The organism is Stenotrophomonas sp. YJH_SMC_138 (assembly GCF_059369855.1).
The window spans coordinates 257,044-275,960 of sequence record NZ_JCAFTB010000004.1; the positions used below are offsets into that span (position 1 = coordinate 257,044).

Below are 18,917 nucleotides of genomic sequence, written 5' to 3' on the forward strand. Positions count from 1 at the left end.
CCCTTTGCCTTCTGGAACCGACCTGCATGCGTCCTGGTGCGACTACGCGTGACCGCTGGATCTGGATGACCTCTGCCGTATTGCTGGCGGCGACCATCGCGCTGGAACTGGTGGTGCCGCTGGGATACGCGGTCTGGCTGGCCTATTTCCTGGCCGTGGGCGTCACGGTGTTCCAGCGCAGTGCGCGCGCGCCGTTCGTGGTCGCGATGATCGCCTGTGTCCTGCTGGTGATCGGCTTCAACGTGGCGCCCGCCAGCAACAACTCGTCGTTCTCGTTCGTCAACCGCACCATCGGTGGCTGCGCCTTCCTGATGATCGCGCTGATCGTCTCGCGCGCCATCCAGGCCCGCCGCCAGGCCATGCGCGCGCTCTGGCTGCAGGAGGCCGAGAACGCGGTGGCGTCGAGCCTGCGCGGCGACCTGGGGCCGGAGCAGATCGCTGAGGCGGCTGCGACGAGCCTGGCCGGGCAGCTGGACGCGGAGGTCGGTGCGGTCTATCGGCTGGAAGGCGGACGGCTGCAGCTGACCGGTGGCATGGCGCTGCCTTCGGGCGCGCCGGCCTCGCTGGCCCTGCACGAAGGGCTGGCCGGGCAGGTCGCTCGTGATGAACGGATCCGCCACCTGCATGGCGACGATGCCGCCGTGCTTGAACTGCAGACCAGCCTGGGCCGGCTGCCGGTGCGCGAGCGCATCCTGGCGCCGCTCAGCAGCGATGGTGCCGTGGTCGGCATCATCGAACTGGGCCGCGCCCGGGTCGGTGAACAGCGTGATCTGGATCGCGAGCTGCTGGAGCGCTGTGCCGAGACCATCGGCATGGCGCTGCGCGCATCGCTGTTGCGTGCGCAACTGGTGGTGCTGCTGGAAGAGTCGCAGCGCCAGGGCGAGGAGCTGCAGGCCCAGCAGGAAGAGCTGCGCGTGGCCAACGAGGAGCTGGAAGAGCAGAGCCGCAGCCTGCTGCAGTCGCAGAGCCACCTGGAAGAACAGCAGGCCGAGCTGGAACAGAGCAACGTGCAGCTGGAAGAGCGCACCCACGAGCTGGAGGCGCAGAAGCAGGCGCTGCTGGTCGCGCAGAGCCAGCTGGTGCGCAACAGCAACGAACTGGCCGCGACATCGCGCTACAAGTCCGAGTTCCTGGCCAACATGTCGCACGAACTGCGCACGCCGCTGAACAGCTCGCTGATCCTGGCCAAGCTGCTGGCCGACAACAAGGACGGCACGCTCACCGAGGAACAGGTGAAGTACGCCCGTGCGATCCTTTCGTCCAACAACGATCTGTTGGCACTGATCAACGACATCCTCGACCTGTCGCGCATCGAGGCCGGCCATGTCGAACTGTCCGATGAAGTGGTGGTGGTCGACAGCGCGCTGCAGCGCCTGCGCGAGACCTTCGAGCCGATGGCGCGGCAGAAGGGCCTGGCCCTGCAGATCGAAGCCGATGCGCTGGCACCGAGCCAGCTGGTGGTCGACAGCCAGCGGCTGCAGCAGATCCTGAAGAACCTGCTGGCCAACGCGGTGAAGTTCACCGAGCACGGAAAGGTCAGCCTGCACGTGCGTGCGGCCGGCAACGGCCGCATCCGGTTCGAGGTCTGCGACACCGGCATCGGCATCGCCCGCGAGCAGCTGGACGTCATCTTTGAAGCCTTCCGCCAGGCCGACGGCAGCACCCGCCGTCGCTACGGCGGTACCGGCCTGGGCCTGTCGATCTCGCGCGATCTGGCCGAGCGCATGGGCGGCCAGATCCAGGTCGACAGCGAGCCCGGGCGCGGCAGCTGCTTCATCCTGGAGCTGCCATTGCAGGGCGCCCCCGCGGCGAGCGCAGCCGAGGCTGCCGAGGCCCCCGTGGCAGTGCAGGCGCCGGCACGGACACCGGCCGTGCTGCCGCCCGCGCCGGTGCGCGCTGCCACTGCGGCGGCGCCGGCCATCGCGTCGGCCGGCGTGGCCGACGACCGCGGCCGCCGCCAGCGCGCCGGGCGCCTGATCCTGGCGGTCGAGGACGATGCCACGTTCGCCGAAGCACTGGTGGCCCTGGCCCATGAACTGGACTTCGACTGCGTGGTGGCGGGTACGGCGGAAGAAGCGCTGACACTTGCCAGTGAGCTGCGTCCGAACGGCATCCTGCTTGATATCGGCCTGCCGGACGTGTCGGGCCTGAGCGTGCTGGAGCGCCTGAAGCGCAACCCCGAAACCCGGCACATCCCGGTGCATGTGGTCTCGGCAACGGACCGCAGCCAGGTGGCGCGCGAGCTGGGCGCGATCGGCTTCGCGATCAAGCCGACCACGCGCGAGCGGCTGGTGACGGCCATCGAGCAGCTGGAACAGACCAGCCAGCGCGACGTGCGGCGCCTGCTGATCGTCGAGGACGACAGCGAGCTGCGCAGCAACCTGGAACTGCTGCTGGGCCGCGACCAGCTGCAGATCGTCGCGGTGGGCACCCTGGCCGATGCACTGGAACAGCTCAGCACGGTCACGTTCGACTGCATGGTGATGGACCTGTCGCTGCCCGACGGCAGCGGCTACGACCTGCTTGAACACATGGCCGGCAACGATGAGGTCGGTTTCCCGCCGGTGATCGTCTATACCGGCCGCGCGCTCAGCCGCGAGGAAGAGCAGCGCCTGCGCCGCTATTCCAAGAGCATCATCATCAAGGGTGCGCGTTCGCCGGAACGCCTGCTGGATGAAGTGACCCTGTTCCTGCACAGCGTCGAGGCCAGCCTGCCGACCGACCAGCAGCGCCTGCTGCGCGAAGCGCGCCGTCGCGACACCGTGCTCGATGGCCGTACCGTGCTGCTGGCCGAAGACGATGTCCGCAACATCTTCGCGCTGTCCAGCGTGCTCGAACCGCTCGGCGTCACGCTGGAGATCGCGCGCAATGGCCAGGAAGCGGTGGATCGCCTGGCCGAGCGCGAGGTCGATCTGGTGCTGATGGACATCATGATGCCGGAGAAGGATGGGCTGGCCGCGATGCGCGAGATCCGCGCGCAGCGCCACCTGCAGGACCTGCCGATCATCGCGCTGACCGCCAAGGCCATGCCGGACGACCGTGAGCGATGCCTGCAGGCCGGTGCCAACGATTACATCGCCAAGCCCATCGATGTCGACAAGCTGGTCTCGCTGTGCCGTGTCTGGTGCTCGCGGCAATGAACGAGCAGGCGCTGTTCGACCTGGAACTGAAGGTGCTGCTGGAAGCGCTGTACCAGCGCTACCACTACGACTTCCGCAGCTACGCGGTATCGTCGCTGCGGCGGCGCATCCGCCAGGCCATGCAGCGCTACGAGTGCGAGCGGCTGGCCGACCTGCAGCACCGCCTGCTGCACGAGCCGGACCTGTTCGCGCAGGCGATGCAGTTCTTCACAGTGCAGGTGTCGGAGATGTTCCGTGACCCGGCCTATTTCCGTGAGCTGCGCGAGCAGGTGGTGCCGGTGCTGCGCACCTATCCCTCGGTGAAGCTGTGGGTGGCTGGCTGCAGTACGGGCGAGGAAGTGTGGTCACTGGCGATCCTGCTGCACGAGGAAGACCTGCTCGAGCGCAGCATCGTTTACGCCACCGACATCAATCCGGCAGCGCTGGCCACCGCCGAAGCCGGCGCCTATGGCATCGACCGCATGGCCCAGTTCAGCCGCAACTACCTGGCGGCCGGCGGCACCGCTTCGCTCTCCGACTACTACGCCACGGCCTACGATGGCGCGGTGTTCAACCGCCAGCTGCGCCGCAACGTGGTGTTCGCCGACCACAGCCTGGCCACCGACACCGTGTTCTCCGAAGTGCACCTGGTGTCGTGCCGCAACGTGCTGATCTATTTCAACCGCGACCTGCAGGATCGCGCGGTGGGCCTGTTCCGTGATGCGCTGGTGCATCGCGGCTTCCTTGGCCTGGGCAGCAAGGAGTCGCTGCAGTTCGGGCGCCACCACGGTGCGTTCGAGGTCTGCTCGCGCGAGCATCGCCTGTACCGGAAAGTCGCCTGATGAGCCTGCCGATACGACCGGCCGTGCTGGTGATCGGGGCCTCTGCGGGTGGGGTCGCAGCGCTGCAGACGGTGCTTGGCGCGCTGCCTGCGGCACTGCCGGCGCCGGTGCTGGCAGTGCTGCACCTGCCACGCGATCGCAGCAGCCGCATCGCCGAAGTGCTGGCGCCGTACTGCGCGCTGCCGGTGCGCGAGGCCGAAGACAAGCAGCCGCTGCAGCCTGGCACGGTGACCTTTGCGCCACCGGACTATCACCTGCTGGTGGAAGACGCCGGTTCGCTGGCGCTGTCGGTGGACGCCCCGGTACTGTTTTCTCGCCCGGCCATCGATCCGCTGTTCGAGTCGGCGGCAGCGGTGTTCGGCGCGCAGGTGCTGGCCCTGCTGCTGACCGGTGCCAGCAGTGATGGCAGCGAAGGCGTGGCCGCCGTGCGCGCCGCTGGTGGCCGCGCCTGGCTGCAATGTCCCGAGGAGGCCGAGGCATCGATGATGCCGGCCTCCGCCCTGCAGCACGCTGGCGCCGATGCCGTGCTGCCCCTTGAACTGATGTGCCGTCGCCTGAAGGAGTTGTTTGCATGAACCTGTTGCCACCGGACCCTGCGCAGTCGCAGACCCCGGTCAACCTGCTGATCGTCGATGACGTGCCGCAGAACCTGGTAGCCATGCAGGCGCTGCTGCAGCGCGAGGGCGTGAACCTGCTGCTTGCGGGCTCGGGTGCGCAGGCGCTGGAGCTGCTGCTGGAGCACGAGGTGGCGCTGGCATTGCTGGATGTGCACATGCCGGAGATCGATGGTTTCACCCTGGCCGAGCTGATGCGCGGTTCGCACCGCAGCCGCGATGTGCCGATCATCTTCCTGACCGCCTCGCCGGATGACCCGGTGCGTGCCTTCAAGGGCTACGAAACCGGTGCGGTCGATTTCCTGCACAAGCCGGTCGCACCGCAGGTGATCCTGAGCAAGGTCAACGTCTTCATCGAGCTCTACCAGCAGCGCCAGCTGCTGAAGGCGCGCAACGAGGCGCTGGAACGTTCGCTCAAGCTCAACGAGACGATGGCGGCCGTGCTCACCCATGACCTGCGCACGCCGCTGTCGGCGATCCTGCTGTGTGCCGACAAGCTGGCGCTGGAGCTTCCAGAGGACAATGCCGGTGCGCAGCAGACCCTGAAGCACCTGGAAGCCAGCACCCTGCGCATGGCGCGGATGGTCGAGCAGCTGCTGGACTTTTCGCGGATCCGCAGCGGCGGCCTGCGCCTGCAGGCAAGTGCCTGCGATCTTGCGGAGGTGACGCGTGCCGTGGTGGCCGAAGCGGGCAGCGCCCACGGCCACGCACGGGTGCATCTCGACATGCAGGGCGATACCCGCCTGCAGGGTGATCTGGATCGGCTTGGCCAGGTCGCCGCGAACCTGGTCGGCAACGCGCTTACCCATGGCAGCGAGGCGAGGGTGGAGGTCGACGGCCGCGATCCGCGCAGCGTGCTGCTGCGGGTAAGCAACGCCGGTCGGATCGACGACGCGCTGCTGCCGCGATTGTTCGAGCCGTTCAAGGCCAGTTTCCACCCCAGCAATGGCCTGGGGCTGGGCCTGTACATCGTTGATCAGTTCGTCCGCGCGCACGGCGGCCACATCGGCGCGCGCAACGAGGCGGGGCAGGTGGTGTTCGAGGCGACGCTGCCACGGCGCTCTGAAAGCCCGGCAACGGCGGCCAGCTGAATCCTTCAGCAAGCGACGCGTGGATCTGAGACGGGCTCGTCCGCAACTGCTACCGTGGCGGCAGATATTGCCAAGGAAGCACCATGCCACTGCGTGCGATCGCCTATGTCAGCCGGGCGCTGCCGGATCTCTCCGCTCGACGGCTGCAGGCGCTGGTCGACGATGCGGCCCGCTTCAACAAGATGGCCGGCGTGACCGGCGTGCTGCTGCACGACGGCGGGCGTTTCCTGCAGTACATCGAAGGGCCGCCGGATGGCATCGGTTCGGTCTACGAACGCATCCTGCAGGCCGGCAGCCATATCGACATCATTGAACTGGCGCGCGGCCGCCTGGGCCAGCGCCAGTTTCCGTACTGGTCGATGCGCGCGCTGCCGGTGGAGGAGGCGCTGTTGCGCCAGCTGTCATCCTGTGACTGGTCGGGCTTTACCCGTACGCTGCAGGGTGATCGCTCCGCGCCGACGCCGGTGGACCTGCTCGACAACGTTGTGCAGCCAGCACTGCACGCCGGCTGAGCGTCAGCCCGAGGTGCCGCCGCCGCAATAGGCGGCATGCAGCGCCTGCAGCACGCCCAATGCGGGCCCTTCCTGCATGCGGTAGTGGATGGCCTGTGCTTCGCGCCGGGTCGCCACGATGTCCATATCGCGCAGCACAGCCAGGTGCTGCGACAGCGCGGACGCACTCAATCCGGTCAGCGCCTGCAGCTCCGGTACCGGCGCTTCGCCTTCGACCAGGCGGCACAGCACGCGCAAGCGGGCAGGATGGGCCAGGCGCTTGAGCAGGGCAGCGGCCTGCGCGGCGTGCTTGGCCATCGCGGCACTGTCGAGCGGGGTGCTGGGCATGGTTGACCTTTTTGTTTAGACGTGTCTAATTTAGATAAATCTAAATAAAAGGGCAATCCCATGAAGGGCGTGAATGAGGGCAGGGCATGAACCTGCCGTGGACTGCGGTGGCCGGCGGTGGGTTGATCGGCGCCGCCGCAGTGCTGTTGCTCGCCACCCTCGGGCGTGTGGCCGGTATCAGCGGGATCGCCGCAGGCAGCCTGCGCGCAGCGGAAGGCGAGCGCGGATGGCGCTGGGCCTTCCTGTCTGGCCTGCTCGCGGCGGCCGGGCTGGTGCTGTGGTGGCAGTCGCTGCCCGAAGCGTTGCCGCGGGTACAGTTGCGCGATGCCTTGCCTGCCTGGCAGTTGATCGGCGCCGGCCTGCTGGTGGGCTTCGGCACCCGCTTGGGCAGTGGCTGTACCAGCGGTCACGGCGTCTGTGGCATGGCTCGCGGCTCGAAGCGCTCGCTGCTGGCGGTGCTGGTGTTCATGGCCTGCGCGATGCTGACGACGTTCCTCATCCGCCACGGCGGAGGCCTGGCATGAGCCGCGCGACAGGGGCCGCGGCAGCGGCGGGTGCGCTGTTCGGTGCGGGGCTGGCGCTTTCGGGGATGACCGACGCGCGCCGTGTGCTCGGCTTCCTCGACATTGCGGGTGATTTCGATCCCACCCTGGTGTGGGTGCTGGGCGCGGCGCTGCTGGTCAGTGCGGTCGGCCAGCGCTGGGTGCTGCGCCGCGCGCAGCCGTGGTTCGCGGTGCGCTTCCAGCTGCCCAGTGCGCGTGATGTCGATGCGCGCCTGCTCCTGGGTGCCGCTCTGTTCGGTATCGGCTGGGGATGGGCTGGCTATTGCCCGGGACCGGCCATCGCCGGGCTGGCAGTCGCATCGCGTGAAGCGCTGTGGTTCGTGCCTGCAATGCTTGCAGCTTTCTGGCTGCACGATCGGGTCGTACGCTGAGGCTTCACCCCTGTGTCACCCCGCGTGCGGTCAGATCCGGGGTTCACGGGGAAAGGAGCACAACGACATGGTACGGATGAAGTGGACGGGCAGGGCAATGCTGGCGGTCGCACTGGCCGCTGCGGTGGCACCGGCGCTGGCCTGCACGCGCGCGGTGTACCTGGGTGACAACGGCGATGTGATCACCGCACGCTCGATGGACTGGAAGGTCGACGTGGCGACCAACCTCTATGTGCTGCCGCGCGGCATCGCGCGCACCGGCCAGGCCGGACCGAAGTCGCTGGCCTGGACAGCGCGCTATGGTTCGGTGGTGGCCACCGGCTACGACGTGTCGACCACCGATGGCATGAACGAGAAGGGCCTGGTGGCCAACCTGCTGTGGCTGGTCGAATCGGAGTATCCGCAGCAGCGCGGCAACAAGCCGGGACTGGCGATCTCGCTGTGGGCGCAGTATGTGCTGGACAATTTCGCGACCGTGGATGAGGCAGTGGCGGCGCTGAAGCGCGAGCCGTACTCGATCGTCACCGACAAGGTGCCGGGCGAGGACCGCCAGGCAACGCTGCATCTGTCGCTGTCCGACGCGAGCGGCGACAGTGCCATCGTCGAGTACATCGGGGGGCGCCAGGTGATCCACCATGACCGGCGCTACCAGGTGATGACCAACTCGCCGATCTTCGAGCAGCAGCTGGCACTCAACAGCTACTGGCAGCAGATCGGTGGCACGGTGATGCTGCCAGGTACCAACCGCTCGTCCGACCGCTTCGCGCGTGCGTCGTTCTACATCAACGCCATTCCCAAGGCCGAGGACCCGGTGGAAGCGCTGGCCAGCGTGTTCAGCGTGATCCGCAATGCGTCGGTGCCGTACGGCATCACCACGCCGGGCGAGCCGAACATCTCATCGACGCGCTGGCGCACGGTGGCCGACCACAAGCGGCGGTTGTACTTCTTCGAATCGGCGCTGACCCCCAACACCTTCTGGATCGATCTGAACAAGGTCGATTTCGGCGGCCAGGTGCTCAAGCTCGACCTTGGCAAGGACCAGCGCAACACGTTCGCCGGCGATGCATTGGGTCACTTCGTACCCAGTGCACCGTTCGCCTTCCTCGGCGTGGACGGCTAGCGCGAGGCCTGGTCCGGCGCGTTCTTCGGATAGACCGCCAGCACGCTGCAGCCCGGGCGGGCGAAGCGCGGCGTGCTGGCGCGCATGTCGCCGGGGATTCCGGACGGCGTCTCCACGATGCGATCGCCCGGATTGCCACAGATCAGGCCGTTCTGGAAACCGGACTGGAATTCCACCGAGGTCGCCCCGGCCAGGATCGAGCAGCTGCCGGCCAGTTCGACGCGGTAGTAGCGATTGCCGCCATTGCGGCGCGGATTGGTCTCCACCACCACGCCTTGCGGATCCTCGTTCCAGCTGCGCACATGGCGGGTGGCGAAGCAGAACGCTGGCGAGGCCTGGAAGGTATGGCGCGGGCTGCTGCCGCCACGGCTGGGCTTGCCTGTGGCGGTCACGTTCACCGGCGGCAGGGTGGCCGCGTACAGGCGGCTGCTCTGGCGAGCGGTGCTGGCGAACTCCCGGTTGTCGATGGGGGTGACACTGCCGACGCCGCAGCGGCGGCCATCCACCATCACCTGTTCACTGGGGCGGCCGCAGGCCCAGCCCGAAGGCGCCTCCAGCCGCAGTGCGCTGGCTTCGTTGACACCCGGGCAGGCTGCGCTGAAGTCGATGCGGAAGGCCTGGCCCCTGCCATCACGGACCGCGATGGCGGTCGGTGTCTCCTGCTCGACCTGGCGTACGTCACGTGCGTCCAGGCAGTGCGGTGCAGGTGCGATGCGCTCGGCGGCCGATGGCGCGGATGGCGCCTGGGCCAGGGCGGCCAGGGGTAAGGCGCTGGCCAGTGCCAGCGGAAGCAATCGGATCATGCTGTTCATCCTGCCATCCCTGCGTCTGTAACTGGCTGGAACATAGCATGGCCGGTGCCGGGGCCGCGTTGCAGGGAAATGCCAGCACGCGCACACTCGTCATATGGGCGCGATCTTCCACCTGCGGCACTACGGCCAGGCCACCGGCCTGGACCGTCATGACTACGCGCAGTGGGTGCTGCCGCTGCAGGGCGAACTGCAGTTCGAGATGCAAGGCCGCGGTGGTCGCCTGGACCTGCTGCAGGGGGCCTTCGTCGCGGCTGGCGAAGCACACGACCAGATGGCCGATGGCCCGAATGCTTTCGTGATCGTCGACTGCCCCCCGGGTGTGCTCGATGACGGTACCCAGGAACACCTGTGCCGCCAGCGCTGGCTGCATCTGCCACTGGCGCTGCGACAGCGCCTGGCGCAGGTGTGTGAGGGCCAGGCACTGCCGGCCCTGTTGCCGCAGCTGCTCCAGGTGTTCGCACCGGCGGGCAGTGGTGCGCGCCTGCAGGGCCTGTGCGCGGCGGTGCAGGTTGATCCGGGCCAGGCGTGGCCGGTAGCACGCATGGCCGCCTTCGTCGGTGTCAGCGAAAGCCGGTTGCATGCGCTGTTCCAGCGGGAGTTCGGGCTGAGCCCGCAGGCCTGGCTCAGTGCAAGCCGGTTGCGTTGGGCCAAGCACCAACTGCGTACCAGTGCGGCGCCGATCAGCGATATCGCGCTGGCGGCAGGCTATTCCGAGCAGAGTGCACTGACCCGTGCGCTGCGTCGTGAGTGCGGGCAGACGCCGGCCGCCTGGCGCAGGGGCGCCATCTGACCTGTAGAGCCGAGCCCACGCTCGGCTGCCCTTATCTGCACAGCGGCCAATCGCAGCCGAGCATTGGCTCGGCTCTACAGAGATGACAAGGCAATAGCCTCGGTCAAGAGCGCCCGCTGGCCAGCGCTTACACTGCGCGGCCCGTTCTCTTCCCCCGAAGAACCCGAATGCGCAACAACCCGATGGCCCTGGGCATCGCCAATGGCGTTGCCGCTGGCGCGCTGTGGGGCGTGGTCTTTCTCGCGCCCGCCGTGCTGCAGTCGTTCAATGCCCTGCAACTGTCCGCCGGTCGCTACCTGGTCTATGGCCTGATTGCCATCGCTCTGCTGCTGCCGCGCTGGAAGCGGCTGGCACCGCGGCTGGGCCGCGCCGAATGGTTCGGGCTGCTGTGGCTGAGCCTGGCCGGCAACCTGGTGTACTTCCTGCTGCTGGCCACGGCGGTGCAGTGGGCCGGTGGCGCGGCGGCGTCATTGATTGTCGGCCTGATTCCGGTGGTGGTCACTGTGGTTGGCGTGCGCGAGCAGGGCGCGGTGCCGTTGAAGCAGCTGCTGCCGGCGCTGGGCCTGTGCGTGCTCGGCGTGGCGCTGGTGGGCTGGGAAGCATTGATGTCCGAACACCTCGCAACACCGTGGCGGCAGCGCCTGATTGGCCTGCTCTGTGCGTTCGGTGCGCTGTTCTCGTGGGCGCTGTACTCGATCGGCAACAGTCGTTGGCTGGCGCGCCGGCCGGACCTGTCCAGCCACGACTGGTCGTTGCTGACCGGCGTCACCACTGGCGGCCTGGCCCTGCTGCTGGTGCCGATGGCCTTCATCGGCCACAGCGGTACCCACACCGCGGCGCAGTGGAGTGGCTTCTGGGCGATCAGCGTCGGCGTGGCAGTGGTGGCCTCGATCCTCGGCAACGCGTTCTGGAACCGTGCCAGCCGCCTGTTGCCATTGACCCTGACCGGGCAGATGATCGTGTTCGAGACGCTGTTCGCGCTGGCGTATGCCTTCGCCTGGCAGCAGCGCTGGCCCTCGCTGCTGGAGGCGCTGGCGATCGTGTTCCTGGTGGCCGGCGTGATGCTGTGCGCGCATGCCCATCGCTCGCCACGGGCGATCGCCGAACATGCAGGCTGATGTGGGCGTCAAGCGTGCTGATGCCGGCTTGGTCTCAGATGCAACCAAATGCCGGCACGTTGGCCGATGATCGCCGCAATGATTTTTTGCATCGCAGCACTTGACAGCGGGCCGGCGCACAGTGTTTTCTGTGCGTCATGGTCCTTGATGCCGCCCACGCCAGCCTGATCGCCCCCGCCATTGCGGGCCGTCCGACTGCGCCGGTCGCCACCACCACCATTACCACCACCACCGTCACCACTGCCCTGGTGCGGCCCGTCGTCTTCGTGTAACTCCCGAAAACCACGGCCCCGCACCATCCAGGTGGCGGGGAAACTCGACACCTGCATGCGACGGGGCCTCCTACCGAGGTCTGCATGTCTTCCCACGCCCCCGCCCATCCCGTTGCCCCGGCCGATCTGGCTGCACCGTCCACTGTCGTGCACAAGTTCGGCGGCACCTCGGTGGCCGATGCCGAACGCTATCGCCATGTTGCCGGCCTGCTGCTGGCCCGTCCTGAGTCGCTGCAGGTCACTGTCGTCTCGGCGATGAAGGGGGTCACCGACGCGCTGATCGATCTGGCGCAGCTGGCGGCAAAGGGTGACCAGGGTTGGCGCGAGGCCTGGCATGCCCTGCGCGCGCGCCACCGTGGCGCCGCCGTGGCGCTGCTGGGCGAGCAGGTCGGCGAGACGGTCGAATGGATCGACGCCCGCTTCGATCAGCTGGCCGAAGTGCTGACGGCGCTGGCGGTGATCGGCGAGCTGCCGCGCGAGGTGCTGGACCGCGTGCAGGGCCTGGGCGAAGTGTTCTCCGCGCAGTTGCTTGGCACCCACCTGCGTGCCTTGGGCGAAGACTGTGCGGTGCTCGATGCGCGCGATGTGCTGGTGGTCGGGCATGGCGAGCTGGGCGTCGATGTCGACTGGGAAGCCAGCGCCGACCGCCTCGCGCAATGGCGCCTTCAACATCCTCAGCCGCGCCTGGTCGCCACCGGTTTCGTCGCGCGTGACCGTGATGACCGCATCACCACCCTGGGCCGCAACGGCAGTGACTACTCCGGCGCGATCTTCGCCGCGCTGTTCAATGCCGATGAACTGCACATCTGGACCGACGTCGACGGCGTGCTGTCAGCCGACCCGCGCCTGGTACCCGAAGCCGTGCAGCTGGAATCGCTCAGCTACGACGAGGCCTGCGAACTGGCCTACTTCGGCGCCAAAGTGGTGCACCCGCAGACGATGTCGCCGGCGATCCGCCTGGGCCTGCCGATCTTCATCCGCAATACGTTCCAACCGGCGCATCCGGGTACGCGCATCAGTGCCGAGCGCTCGCCGCGTGGGCCGGTAAAGGGCCTGACCCTGAGCCCGGGCCTGGCCCTGTTGAACCTGGAAGGCACCGGCCTGATCGGCGTGCCAGGCACTGCAGAGCGCGTATTCGCTGCCCTGCGCCAGGCGCAGGTGTCGGTGGTGATGATCTCGCAGGGTTCGTCGGAACATTCGATCTGCTGCGTGGTGCGCGCCGCCGAAGCTGCACGTGGCCGCGAGGCGCTGCTGCATGCGTTTGCGCATGAGCTGTCGGTGGGCCAGGTGCAGCGCGTGCAGGTCAGCGAGGGCGTCAGCGTTCTGGCGGCAGTGGGCGACGGCATGGCCGGCCAACCTGGCGTGGCGGCGCGCCTGTTCGAGGCGCTGGGCCGCGCGCAGGTGAACATCCTGGCAATCGCGCAGGGCTCGTCCGAGCGCAACATTTCGGTGGCGGTGGACAGTGCCGATGCCACCCGCGCCCTGCGCGCCGCGCATGCCGGCTTCTGGCTGTCGCCGCAGACCTTCGCGGTGGGTGTGATCGGGCCTGGCAACGTCGGTGCCGCGCTGCTGGACCAGCTGCTGGCCGCGCGCCCGCAGTTGCTGGCCAAGGCCAATGTCGACCTGCGCCTGCGCGCACTGGCCTCGCGTTCGCGCATGCGGCTGGATGCGGATGGGCTGCATGCCGACTGGCGCGAAGCCCTTCAGCAGGCGGGTGAGCCCAGCGATCTGGATCGCTTCACCGAACACCTGCTGGCCGCGCACCTGCCGCATGCGGTGGTGATCGACTGCAGTGGCAGTGCCGAGGTGGCCGAGCGCTATGAGGGCTGGTTGGCAGCCGGCATCCACGTGGTCACCCCGAACAAACAGGCCGGCGCCGGGCCGCTGCCGCGCTACCAGCGCATCCGCGCCGCGGCGGCGGCCAGTGGTGCGCGTTTCCGCTACGAGGCCACGGTGGGCGCGGGCCTGCCGGTGATCACCACGCTGCGTGACCTGGTCGATACCGGTGACGAGGTGCTGGCCATCGAAGGCATCTTCTCCGGCACGCTGGCCTGGCTGTTCAACCGCTTCGATGGCAGCCAGCCGTTCTCGCAGCTGGTCGCGCAGGCGCGGTCGATGGGCTACACCGAGCCGGACCCGCGTGACGATCTTTCGGGCGTGGACGTGGCGCGCAAGCTGGTGATCCTGGCCCGCGAAGCCGGCCACGCGCTCAGTCTTGAGCAGGTGGAAGTGGAAAGCCTGGTGCCGGCGCTGCTGCGCGAGGGCAGCGTGGATGACTTCATGGCGCGGCTGGGCGAGTCCGACGCCAGCCTGCTGCAACGCCTGCAGGATGCGCGGGCGCGTGGCGCGGTGCTGCGCTATGTGGCACAGCTGGGTGCCGACGGCGCCTCGGTGGGGCTGCAGGAACTGCCGGCCGATCATGCCTTCGCCAACCTGCGGCTGACCGACAACGTGGTGCAGTTCCGCACCCGTCGCTACTGCGACAACCCGTTGGTGGTGCAGGGGCCGGGTGCGGGTCCGGAGGTGACGGCAGCGGGTGTGTTCGCGGACCTGCTGCGGGTCGCCGCCGGTGAAGGAGCGCGGCTGTGATCGCACGTGCGTTCGCGCCTGCCTCGGTGGCCAACGTGGCAGTGGGCTTCGACATTCTCGGCCATGCCATTGCCGGTATCGGCGATACCGTGAGCGTGCGCCGCATCGACGAGCCGGTGGTGCGGATCGATGCGATCCGTGGCAGTGCCGTCGCGCTGCCACTGGACGCCGCCGGCAACACCGCCGGGGCTGCGCTGATGTCGCTGCGCGAAGGCCTGGGCCTGGATTTCGGTTTCGCGGTCGAGATCGACAAGGGCATCCCGTTCGGTTCCGGCATGGGCGGTTCGGCAGCGTCGAGTGTCGCGGCGCTGGTCGCCGCCAATGCGCTGCTGCAGGCCCCGTTGCCGCGCGAGGCGCTGTACCCCTACGCGCTGGACGGTGAGGCGGTGGCCAGTGGTGGCCGTCACGGTGACAACGTCGGCCCGCTGCTGCTGGGTGGCCTGGCGCTGTGTACGGCCGATCGCCTGTTGCCGGTCCCGGTGCCTGCCAGCTGGCACAGCCTGCTGGTGCATCCGCATGCGGTGCTGGAAACGCGCCGTGCCCGCCAGGCCCTGCAGGGCAGCTATGCGCTGGGCGAGTTCGTGGCCCAGAGCGCGAACCTCGCGCTGGTGCTCAGTGGTTGTCATCGCAGTGATGCGACGCTGGTACGCGCGGGACTGCGCGACGTGCTGGTCGAACCGCGACGGGCCGGATTGATTGCCGGCTTCGAGGCCGCCCGTGATGCAGCGCTGTCGGCCCATGCAATGGGTGCGGGCATCTCCGGTGCCGGACCCAGTGTGTTCGCCTGGTTCGAGGATGCCGACCAGGCCCGTGCCGCCGTGGCGCCGGTGCAGGCAGCGTTCGCTGCGGTCGGCTTCGACAGTGACGCCTGGGTATCGCCGCTGGATGCGCCGGGAGCCCGGCTGTGCTGAATCCTTCCCCTTCTCTGGAAACCGATCCCATGCAATTTGTTTCGACACGCGGGCAGTCTCCCGCCGTTGGCCTCAGCGCGGCGATCGCCGCTGGATTGGCGCCCGATGGCGGGCTGTATGTTCCCGCGCATCTGCCGGCCGCGCGCGAGCTGCAGGCCGGGGCGACCCTGGCCGATACCGCCGCCGATCTGCTGGCACCGTTCTTTGCGGGCGATGCACTCGAGACTGCGCTTCCGGGGATCTGCCGCGAAGCGTTCGACTTCCCGGTGCCGCTGCGTGCGCTCGGCGAGAGTGACCATGTGCTGGAGCTGTTCCATGGGCCGACGGCGGCATTCAAGGATATCGGCGCGCGCTTCCTGGCCGGTACGCTGTCGCGCCTGCAGGGCGGCAAGGATCGCGATCTGACGATCGTCGTCGCCACGTCCGGCGATACGGGTGCCGCCGTTGCGGCGGCCTTCCATCGCCAGCCGGGCGTGCGCGTGGTGGTGCTGTATCCGGAGGGTCGCGTGTCTCCGCGCCAGGCGCATCAGCTCGGTTGTTTCGGCGACAACATCCAGGCCCTGCACGTGACGGGCGCATTCGACGATTGCCAGGCGATGGTCAAGCAGGCGCTGGCTGACCGCGAACTGCAGGCGCAGGTGCCGTTGAGCTCGGCCAACAGCATCAGCCTGGGCCGACTGCTGCCGCAGATGAGCTACTACGCGCATGCAGCGTTGACCCACTACGCCGCGCATCGTCGCCGGCTCAACCTGGTGGTGCCGACCGGCAATCTGGGCAACGCGATGGCGGCCGTGCTGGCGCGCGCGCTGGGCGTGCCGATCGGCCAGGTCGTGCTGGCCACCAATGCCAATGCCGTGCTGCCGGCGTACTTCAATGGTGGCGACTACCAGCCGCAGGCCAGTGTGGCGACGGTGGCCAATGCAATGGACGTGGGTGCGCCGAGCAACTTCGAGCGACTGCGCTGGCTCTACCACGGCGACGACGCAGAGCTGCGTGCAGCTTTCCGCGCGTTCGCGGTGGATGACGTGACCATCCGCGCGACGATTGCCGCAGCGCATGCCAGCCGCGGCGAGCTGTTCTGCCCGCACACGGCGACGGCGGTGAAGGTGCTGCAGGATCTGCGCGCGCGCGGTGCCAAGGGCGACTGGGCGGCGGTGGCTACGGCGCATCCAGCCAAGTTCGAGGCTGTGGTCGAGCCGCTGATCGGCGAAACGGTGGCGGTGCCACCTGCGCTGGATGCCTTGCTGCAGCGACCGGCGCACGCCGAACCATTGGCGGCAGATTACGCGGCGTTGCGCGAGGTGTTGCTGCGTTGATCGCAGATGGAGGCGGTTGCCGGCCAGCGGCCGGCACTACCCGTGTTGCATCCTTCCGCTAGTGCCGGCCGCTGGCCGGCAACCCAACCAACCGCGATACGGTCAGATCAACCCTTCACCGGCCAGCGTGCGCAGCCCATCCTCGTCGAGGATCTCCACCACGTTCAGGTGGGGCAGGGCGATGAGCCCCTGCTGGCGCAGCTTGGTGAAGGTGCGGCTGACCGTTTCCATGGTGAGGCCCAGATGGTCGGCGATATCGCCGCGGCCCATCGGCAGCGACACGCGCAGGCCGTCGCCCCCCAGCTTGGCCTCGCGCGCGGCCAGGCGCAGCAGGAAATCGGCCAGCTTCTCGGCCGGCTGCAGGCGTGCCAGCGCCAGCGCAGCATCCTGTGCGGCATCCAGTTCCTGGCAGGCGCGCTGCAGCAGCTTGCGCTCCAGGTGCGGGAAGCGGCTGCGCAGGGCCTTCATCTGTGGCAGCGCGACACGGCACACGCGGCTGTCGGCGATGGCCTCGATGTCGTAGCGATGGTGGTCGCTGCCGCTCAGGCCCAGATAGTCGCCGGGCAGCACGAAACCGTTGATCTGGCGCCGGCCGTCGGCCAGGGTGCGCACCAGGCGCAGTGCGCCTGCGGTCAATGTATAGACATGGTCGCGCTCTTCGCCGGTGCGTGCCAGCGTGCTGCCCATGCTGACCTGCTGCGAGACGGTGACCTGTTCCAGCGCCTGCACTTCGTCTGGCGACAGCGCCGAGCACACCGCAAGGTGCCGAACCGAGCAGTGCAGGCAGTCCAGCGTGGTGCAGGACGGCGAGGCGGGATCGTTGGTGGCGGGCGGAGCGCCGGAAGGCCGTGACATGTTGCGGGGGGCGTATCGCGGGCGGGGAGGGCCTTATGATACTTCAAGCGGCCGTTCGACCCTGCCCGAGGCGGGGGCGCTAGAATGTCGCCCCCTCCCACGTCCCGTTCCAGCAGGAGTTCCGCCCGTGATCAAGCCCCGTACCCCGCCCGGCACCCTTGAGCTGCTGCCGCGCGAGCAGATTGCGTTCCAGCGCATGCTGGACGTCATCCGCCGCAACTACGAGCGCTTCGGGTTCCTGCCGGTGGAGACGCCGGTGTTCGAGCTGTCCGACGTGCTGCTGACCAAGTCCGGTGGTGAGACCGAGCGCCAGGTGTATTTCGTGCAGTCCACCGGCGCGCTGGCCAACGCGGCCGAGTCGGGCGACCGTTCGCTGCCGGAAATGGCGCTGCGCTTCGACCTGACCGTGCCGCTGGCACGCTACGTGGCCGAGCACGAACACGAACTGACCTTCCCGTTCCGCCGTTACCAGATGCAGCGCGTGTACCGCGGCGAGCGTGCCCAGCGCGGTCGTTTCCGCGAGTTCTACCAGTGCGACATCGACGTGATCGGCAAGGACAGCCTGAGCGTGCGGTACGACGCTGAAGTGCTGGCGGTCATCCATGCGGTGTTCTCGGAACTGCGCATCGGTGACTTCAGCATCCAGCTGAACAACCGCAAGCTGATGCGCGGCTTCTTCGAGAGCCTGGGCGTGGCTGAAGGCGAGCGCCAGCTGGCGGTGCTGCGCGAAGTGGACAAGCTGGACAAGCGTGGCGCCGATTACGTTCGCGAGACGCTGGTGGGCGAGGGCTTCAACATCCCGGCAGAACAGGTCGAGAAGATCCTGGCCTTCGTCGCTGTGCGTTCGCAGGGCCATGCCGATGCGCTGGCGCAGCTGGCCACGCTGGAAGCCGACGCCGGTTCTTCGGAGATCCTGCGTACCGGCGTCGCCGAACTGCGCGAAGTGCTGCAGCTGGTGCAGGCGCTGGGCGTGCCGGAAACCGCATACTGCCTGAACTTCTCCATTGCGCGCGGCCTGGACTATTACACCGGCACCGTCTACGAGACCACGCTGACCGACCACCCGCAGATCGGCTCGATCTGTTCGGGCGGCCGTTACGAAGACCTGGCCAGCCACTACAGCAAGTCGAAGCTGCCGGGCGTGGGTATCTCCATCGGCCTGTCGCGCCTGTTCTGGCAGCTGCGCGAGGCGGGCCTGATCGACGGCATCGAAGCCAGCAGCGTGCAGGCGCTGGTGGCGCTGATGGACGAGCAGGGCATGCCGCAGTCGCTGGACATCGCGCGCCGCCTGCGCGCCGGTGGCATCAATACCGAAGTGCAGATGGAGCCGAAGAAGATCGGCAAGCAGTTCCAGTACGCGGCCAAGGCCGGCATCCGCTTCGTGGTGCTGGCGGGTGAAGACGAGCTCGCGCGCGGCGTGGTGGCGGTAAAGGACCTGCTGCGTGAGCAGCAGTTCGAAGTGTCGCGCGACGAGCTGGCCAGCACCCTGCTGGTGGAGCTGGAGCAGTCCAGGGCGATGATGTGAAGCCGGCCGTCGCAGGGGTACTCACCGTACTCCTGTTGGCGGGCTGCCAGAGTGACCTAGTGCTGCGCAGTGATCGGCTGGGCCCGGCGCAGTACCGGCTGCAGGTTGATCGCTGTCACGTGATCGACCGCGCGCAGCTTGAGGGCGACCTGCGGGCCCTGGCCTCGCGG

The 18,917-nt window shown here is 68.2% G+C and carries 18 protein-coding genes; 14 read left to right on the top strand and 4 right to left on the bottom strand.

All coding sequences use genetic code 11. From position 1 onward, the window contains the following. Positions 1–26 precede the first annotated feature (26 nt). The 5 genes from AC5P7I_RS11530 (at position 27) to AC5P7I_RS11550 (ending at position 6,178) form a co-directional block, all read left to right on the top strand. Positions 27–3,140 carry a response regulator gene (locus tag AC5P7I_RS11530; protein ID WP_262087438.1) on the top strand — a complete coding sequence of 1,038 codons (3,114 nt, stop codon included), beginning with the start codon at positions 27–29 and terminating at the stop codon, positions 3,138–3,140. After that, entirely contained in the window at positions 3,137–3,961 is an 825-nt protein-coding gene (locus tag AC5P7I_RS11535) for a CheR family methyltransferase (RefSeq protein ID WP_075076806.1), read from the top strand. Before AC5P7I_RS11530 ends, AC5P7I_RS11535 begins: the two co-directional genes overlap by 4 nt. Next, positions 3,961–4,536, top strand: a complete 576-nt coding sequence (locus AC5P7I_RS11540) for a chemotaxis protein CheB (protein ID WP_046430340.1) — start codon at positions 3,961–3,963, stop codon at positions 4,534–4,536. Before AC5P7I_RS11535 ends, AC5P7I_RS11540 begins: the two co-directional genes overlap by 1 nt. Further along, on the top strand, positions 4,533–5,666 hold the full coding sequence (locus AC5P7I_RS11545) for a hybrid sensor histidine kinase/response regulator (protein ID WP_032957670.1): 1,134 nt from the start codon (positions 4,533–4,535) through the stop codon (positions 5,664–5,666). The genes AC5P7I_RS11540 and AC5P7I_RS11545 overlap by 4 nt, the downstream gene beginning before the upstream one ends. An 83-nt stretch (positions 5,667–5,749) precedes the next feature. Beyond that, entirely contained in the window at positions 5,750–6,178 is a 429-nt protein-coding gene (locus AC5P7I_RS11550) for a BLUF domain-containing protein (protein WP_049406521.1), read from the top strand. A gap of 3 nt (positions 6,179–6,181) precedes the next feature. Here the strand turns inward: AC5P7I_RS11550 and AC5P7I_RS11555 are convergent, their stop codons facing one another. Further along, the gene (locus tag AC5P7I_RS11555; RefSeq protein WP_032957672.1) at positions 6,182–6,505 is read right to left on the bottom strand and encodes an ArsR/SmtB family transcription factor; all 324 of its coding nucleotides are present in this window, start codon (positions 6,503–6,505) and stop codon (positions 6,182–6,184) included. A gap of 86 nt (positions 6,506–6,591) precedes the next feature. Here AC5P7I_RS11555 and AC5P7I_RS11560 point away from each other — a divergent pair, with 86 nt between their 5' ends. The 3 genes from AC5P7I_RS11560 (at position 6,592) to AC5P7I_RS11570 (ending at position 8,559) form a co-directional block, all read left to right on the top strand. After that, positions 6,592–7,029, top strand: coding sequence for a YeeE/YedE family protein (locus AC5P7I_RS11560; protein WP_049440812.1), 438 nt, complete (start codon positions 6,592–6,594; stop codon positions 7,027–7,029). Further along, positions 7,026–7,439 (top strand): DUF6691 family protein, encoded by a 414-nt coding sequence (locus AC5P7I_RS11565; protein WP_262087443.1) that lies wholly within the window; start codon positions 7,026–7,028, stop codon positions 7,437–7,439. Before AC5P7I_RS11560 ends, AC5P7I_RS11565 begins: the two co-directional genes overlap by 4 nt. 67 nt (positions 7,440–7,506) lie before the next feature. Continuing rightward, positions 7,507–8,559, top strand: a complete 1,053-nt coding sequence (locus AC5P7I_RS11570; protein ID WP_014646937.1) for a linear amide C-N hydrolase — start codon at positions 7,507–7,509, stop codon at positions 8,557–8,559. On the opposite strand, the gene AC5P7I_RS11575 is transcribed toward AC5P7I_RS11570, so the two are convergent. Next, complete coding sequence (locus AC5P7I_RS11575; RefSeq protein WP_041863364.1) at positions 8,556–9,362, bottom strand: DUF6491 family protein; 807 nt, start codon at positions 9,360–9,362, stop codon at positions 8,556–8,558. The two genes, AC5P7I_RS11570 and AC5P7I_RS11575, sit on opposite strands and share 4 nt — an antisense overlap. Positions 9,363–9,465: 103 nt before the next feature. On the opposite strand from AC5P7I_RS11575, the gene AC5P7I_RS11580 reads away from it, so the two are divergent. Then, positions 9,466–10,161, top strand: coding sequence for a helix-turn-helix transcriptional regulator (locus tag AC5P7I_RS11580; RefSeq protein WP_014646939.1), 696 nt, complete (start codon positions 9,466–9,468; stop codon positions 10,159–10,161). Positions 10,162–10,328: 167 nt separating this feature from the next. Next, on the top strand, positions 10,329–11,279 hold the full coding sequence (locus AC5P7I_RS11585) for a DMT family transporter (protein ID WP_262087447.1): 951 nt from the start codon (positions 10,329–10,331) through the stop codon (positions 11,277–11,279). 8 nt (positions 11,280–11,287) lie between these two features. On the opposite strand, the gene AC5P7I_RS11590 is transcribed toward AC5P7I_RS11585, so the two are convergent. Next, a complete protein-coding gene (locus AC5P7I_RS11590; protein ID WP_164072103.1) occupies positions 11,288–11,608 on the bottom strand; it encodes a hypothetical protein in 321 nt (106 codons plus the stop codon). Positions 11,609–11,635: 27 nt separating this feature from the next. Here AC5P7I_RS11590 and thrA point away from each other — a divergent pair, with 27 nt between their 5' ends. The 3 genes from thrA to thrC are packed head-to-tail and all read left to right on the top strand — an operon-like array spanning position 11,636 to position 16,367. After that, positions 11,636–14,140 (top strand): bifunctional aspartate kinase/homoserine dehydrogenase I, encoded by a 2,505-nt coding sequence (gene thrA, locus AC5P7I_RS11595; protein ID WP_262087455.1) that lies wholly within the window; start codon positions 11,636–11,638, stop codon positions 14,138–14,140. Then, the gene (locus AC5P7I_RS11600) at positions 14,137–15,051 is read left to right on the top strand and encodes a homoserine kinase (RefSeq protein WP_262087457.1); all 915 of its coding nucleotides are present in this window, start codon (positions 14,137–14,139) and stop codon (positions 15,049–15,051) included. Before thrA ends, AC5P7I_RS11600 begins: the two co-directional genes overlap by 4 nt. A 29-nt stretch (positions 15,052–15,080) precedes the next feature. Next, the gene (gene thrC, locus AC5P7I_RS11605; protein ID WP_262087460.1) at positions 15,081–16,367 is read left to right on the top strand and encodes a threonine synthase; all 1,287 of its coding nucleotides are present in this window, start codon (positions 15,081–15,083) and stop codon (positions 16,365–16,367) included. Between the two features lie 102 nt (positions 16,368–16,469). Here thrC and AC5P7I_RS11610 read toward each other — a convergent pair whose 3' ends face one another. Further along, positions 16,470–17,222: a Crp/Fnr family transcriptional regulator gene (locus AC5P7I_RS11610; protein WP_010482595.1), complete on the bottom strand. Its 753-nt coding sequence runs from the start codon at positions 17,220–17,222 to the stop codon at positions 16,470–16,472. Between the two features lie 127 nt (positions 17,223–17,349). Between AC5P7I_RS11610 and hisS the strand changes: the two genes are divergently transcribed. Beyond that, positions 17,350–18,747, top strand: a complete 1,398-nt coding sequence (gene hisS / locus AC5P7I_RS11615) for a histidine--tRNA ligase (RefSeq protein ID WP_049420211.1) — start codon at positions 17,350–17,352, stop codon at positions 18,745–18,747. Positions 18,748–18,917: the final 170 nt, after the last annotated feature.